Annotated in this window: 6 protein-coding genes; all 6 read right to left on the bottom strand. The window is 71.3% G+C overall.

Annotation, left to right across the window (positions count from 1 at the left end; genetic code table 11):
• On the bottom strand, positions 1-409 hold a 409-nt coding region (tatB, locus tag V7D28_RS11485), incomplete at its 3' end, for a Sec-independent protein translocase protein TatB (RefSeq protein ID WP_333587521.1).
• 101 nt (positions 410-510) lie between these two features.
• Complete coding sequence (locus V7D28_RS11480) at positions 511-723, bottom strand: twin-arginine translocase TatA/TatE family subunit (protein WP_333587520.1); 213 nt, start codon at positions 721-723, stop codon at positions 511-513.
• A 127-nt stretch (positions 724-850) separates the two neighbouring features.
• Positions 851-1507: an SMC-Scp complex subunit ScpB gene (scpB, locus tag V7D28_RS11475; RefSeq protein WP_333587519.1), complete on the bottom strand. Its 657-nt coding sequence runs from the start codon at positions 1505-1507 to the stop codon at positions 851-853.
• Positions 1504-2319: a segregation and condensation protein A gene (locus tag V7D28_RS11470; protein ID WP_333587518.1), complete on the bottom strand. Its 816-nt coding sequence runs from the start codon at positions 2317-2319 to the stop codon at positions 1504-1506. Before V7D28_RS11470 ends, scpB begins: the two co-directional genes overlap by 4 nt.
• On the bottom strand, positions 2316-3347 hold the full coding sequence (gene nagZ, locus V7D28_RS11465) for a beta-N-acetylhexosaminidase (protein WP_333587517.1): 1032 nt from the start codon (positions 3345-3347) through the stop codon (positions 2316-2318). Before nagZ ends, V7D28_RS11470 begins: the two co-directional genes overlap by 4 nt.
• The coding region (locus tag V7D28_RS11460) for an SPOR domain-containing protein (protein ID WP_333587516.1) at positions 3344-3656 on the bottom strand (313 nt) is incomplete at its 5' end. The genes nagZ and V7D28_RS11460, both read right to left, overlap by 4 nt.

Raw genomic sequence — 3656 nt, 5'->3', positions numbered from 1 at the left:
CGGGCGCGGGCGCGACGTCAGGGTCGACCGCCGACGTTTCGGCGGGCGGCGGCTCCGCCAGCGACTGGGACTCCGCATAGGGATTTCCCATGGGCGGATGCAGCCGCATGTCCCCCTGGGCCAGACCGGTCTCTATCTCGCGCATCACCGCCTGGGCGTCGGTGCGGCCCATCTGCTCGTCCAGCACCTTGCCGCTGCGCAGGGCTTCCACCTCGCGGCGCAGTTCGTCCAGTTCGGACTGGCGGCCCATTTCGTCGAAGCTGGCGCGGAATTCCGCCGCCATGCCGCGCAGACGGGCGGTGAACTGGCCGAGCCTGCGCATGAGCAGCGGCAGGTCCTTGGGACCCACCACCACCAGGGCGATAATGCCGATGAGCAGGAGTTCCCCTGCGCCGATGTCGGGTAGCATGGCCCTTGCCGTCTTAGACCCCGAGGGGGTCTGGCGAAATCAGACGCCGGCGGACGGGCGGTCCAGCCGGCGGGTTGGGTCCTTGCGCGAGGGGTGCGGCCCTAGCTGCGCACCTCGTCCTTTTCCCGCTCAGGGATGGTCTTGACGGTCTCAGGCTTGGCGGCCTCGGCCTCCTCGCCCTTTAGGCCGTCGCGGAAGGCGCGGATGCCCTTGGCGGCGTCACCCATGACCGAGGAAATCTTGCCGCGGCCGCCGAACAGCAGGGCGAAGACCACAAGCACGATGACCCAGTGCCAGATCGAAAACGAGCCCATAAGGCGAAACTCCTATGTTGAGCGGCCGATGGGCGACCGCGCCGCCCGCCCCTCAAATTTCAATCCAATATAGCGGCTTGCCCCCATGGCCGCCAAGGCGAGGCCCGCCGATTTCCCGCACGGGACGTCAGCGGCGATCGCTTTCCTCGTCAGACCCCAGGAAATCGGTGTGGAACTCCGGCGCCTCGTCCTCCCCTTCCAGCGGGTCTTCGTCGATGACGGCGGCGCTGGGATCGGGCACGGCGAAGTCGGGCGGCAGGTCGAGGCTGAGCAGGCCCGCCGCCTTCATCTCGGCCATGCCGGGCAGGTCGGCCAGGCTGACCAGCCCATAGTGTTCGAGAAAGGCCTCGGTGGTGCCATAGGTCACCGGCCGCCCCGGCGTGCGGCGGCGTCCGCGCATGCGCACCAGTCCGAGCTCGAGCAGCACGTCCAGGGTTCCGCGGGAAGCCTGCACCCCGCGCACCGCCTCGATCTCGGCCCGGGTGACAGGCTGGTGATAGGCGATGATGGCCAGGGTCTCCTGGGCGGCGCGGGACAGGCGACGGGGTTCGTCCCGCGTCTCGGTCATCAGATGGGCGAGATCGGGCGCCGTCTGGAAGCGCCAGCGCTCAGCCACGCAGGCCAGCTCCACCCCGCGCCCGGCGTAACGGGCCTGAAGCGCCTGCAGGGCGGCGGCCACATCGACCTCGGGGCCCAGGCGCTGGGCCAGGTCGTCCAGACCGAGCGGACCTGCAGCGGCGAACAACAGCGCCTCCACCGCGCGCTCGGCGGCCTGCGGCGTCATAGGGCGGGCTCCCCGCGACGGGCGCGCAGATAGAGATCGGCGAAGGCCTCCAGTTGCCGGGCTTCCAGCGCGCCTTCCTTGACCAGCTCCAGGCTGGCCGAGAGGGTGGAGGCGGTGAAGGAGGCCTGGGACGGCCCCTCGCTCAGGCCCGCCCGCCGAGGCGCCACCCCCGTCAGCGGCGTCCACCGGTCAAGCTCGGGCAACAGCGTGCGCAGGCGGTCGCGGGCGGCCTCCAGCGGGTAGGCCTTGGGAGGCCGGGGGGCGTAGCGGCGGCTCTCCTCCCGGCGGCGCTGGGCGAGATAGGCGTCCATCAGGCTGTAGAGATCGCCCTCCACCCGGGTGGAGGGCACGATGCGGATCGCCTCGGGATCGCCGCGGGTGAACACATCGCGGCCCAGGAGGGTGCGGCCCTTCAGGGCTTCGGCCGCCTGACGCATGGCGTCGAGCTTGGCCAGGCGGAAGGCCAGCTGGGCGGCCATCTCTTCGGCCGGGGGCTCCTCGGCCTTGGGACGCTCCGGCTTGGGAAGCAGCAGGCGCGACTTCAGATAGGTCAGCCACGCGGCCATCACCAGATAGTCCGCCGCCAGGGAGAAACGCCGTCGACGCGCCTGATGCACGAAGGCCAGGTACTGTTCGGCGAGTTTCAGCACCGACAGCTTGAGCAGATCGACCTTCTGGCTGCGGGCGAGCGCCAAAAGGACGTGGAGCGGCCCTTCATAGCCGTCCATCTCGACGATCAGGGCCTCGCCATCCTCGGCCGCGGAGGCGGCGGCCTCGAAGTCGAGATTGGGCTGGAAGCCTGTCTGGCTCATCCCCCGGACGCGCCCCCCTGCTCCAGCGCCGCGGCCAGGCGGGCGCGGCCCTCCTCCACGTCGAACGGCTCGGGGTGACGGGCGAGCCTGGCCATGGCCGCCTCGGCCCGGCGGCGCGCTGCGCCCGCCAGGGGACGGCAGGCCTCGGCGATAGACTTCATCTCAACCATGTCGCCATTGCAGTGGAGCACCACGTCGCAACCGGCCGACAGGGCCGCCCGCGTCCGGCCGGCGAAGTCGCCCGACAGAGCCTGCATGGACAGGTCGTCGCTCATCAGCAGGCCCTGGAAGCCGATGTGGTCGCGGATCACCTGGGTGATCACCCGGCGCGAGGTGGTGGCCGGCTTCCTGGGGTCGATGTCGGCATAGACCACATGGGCGGTCATGGCCAAGGGCATGTCCGACAGCACCTGGAAGGGCGGAAAGTCCACCGCCTCCAGCTCCGAACGTGGGGCGTCCACCACCGGCAGGTCCAGATGGCTGTCGGCCAGGGCGCGGCCGTGGCCCGGAATATGCTTGATCACCGGCAGCACCCCGCCGGCGATCAATCCCTCGGCCGCCGCACGCCCCAGCAGGGCCACGGCCTGCGGCGTCTCGCCATAGGCCCGATCGCCGATAATGTCGTGGGCGCCGGCCTGGGGCACGTCCAGCACCGGCACGCAGTCCACATTGATCCCTAGCGCCGCCAGATCGTGGGCGATCAGACGCGCGCCCAGGCGGGTGATCTCACGCCGCAGCAGGGGGTCGTTGGCCGGCAGACGGCCATAGGCGCGGCCTGGCGGATAGACCGGCCAATGGGGCGGCCCCAGCCTCTGGACGCGCCCGCCCTCCTGATCGATCAGGATGGGCGCATCAGCCCGGCCCACCGTCTCGCGCAACGCCTCGGTGAGGCGGCGCACCTGGTCGGGGGTCTGCACATTGCGCTTGAAGAGGATGAAGCCCCAGGGCCGCACGGCCCGGAAGAAGGCCGCCTCCTCCGCGAGCAGGTCCGGCCCCGCGCAGCCGAAGATGCAGGCCTGGACGCTCACCGGACGAAACAGCTCCGGCCGGCGGCCTTCAGGCGGTCGCAGAAGGCCGTCGCCTCCCCGCGAGAGGCGAAGCCGGTGACATAGCCGCGATAGAGGGTCTTGCCGTCGCTCTCCACCGGCTCGATGCGCCGCCCCTTGCCGGCGGCCTCGCCGGCAAGGGCGCGGAGCGCGTCAGCCACCCCGGTTTCCGCCAGAGCCTGGGACGAGAAGGCGCCCACCTGCACCACCGCGACGCCGGCGGTCGCCGCCGGGGCCGGGCTCGGTGTGGGAGCCGGCGCCGGCTTCGGCGCGGGCGCAGCGGCCTTGGGC

It is taken from the genome of Phenylobacterium sp. (assembly GCF_036723115.1).
Classification (GTDB): Bacteria; Pseudomonadota; Alphaproteobacteria; order Caulobacterales; family Caulobacteraceae; genus Phenylobacterium.
The sequence above is the reverse complement of the archived record's forward strand: the minus strand, read 5'-3'. Positions and strand labels throughout refer to the sequence as shown.

Bases quoted from the DNA above. Each gene is read 5' to 3' on its own strand.
- V7D28_RS11480 (WP_333587520.1), bottom strand. From the start codon at position 723: ATGGGCTCGTTTTCGATCTGGCACTGGGTCATCGTGCTTGTGGTCTTC.
- scpB (WP_333587519.1), bottom strand. From the start codon at position 1,507: ATGACGCCGCAGGCCGCCGAGCGCGCGGTGGAGGCGCTGTTGTTCGCC.
- V7D28_RS11470 (WP_333587518.1), bottom strand. From the start codon at position 2,319: ATGAGCCAGACAGGCTTCCAGCCCAATCTCGACTTCGAGGCCGCCGCC.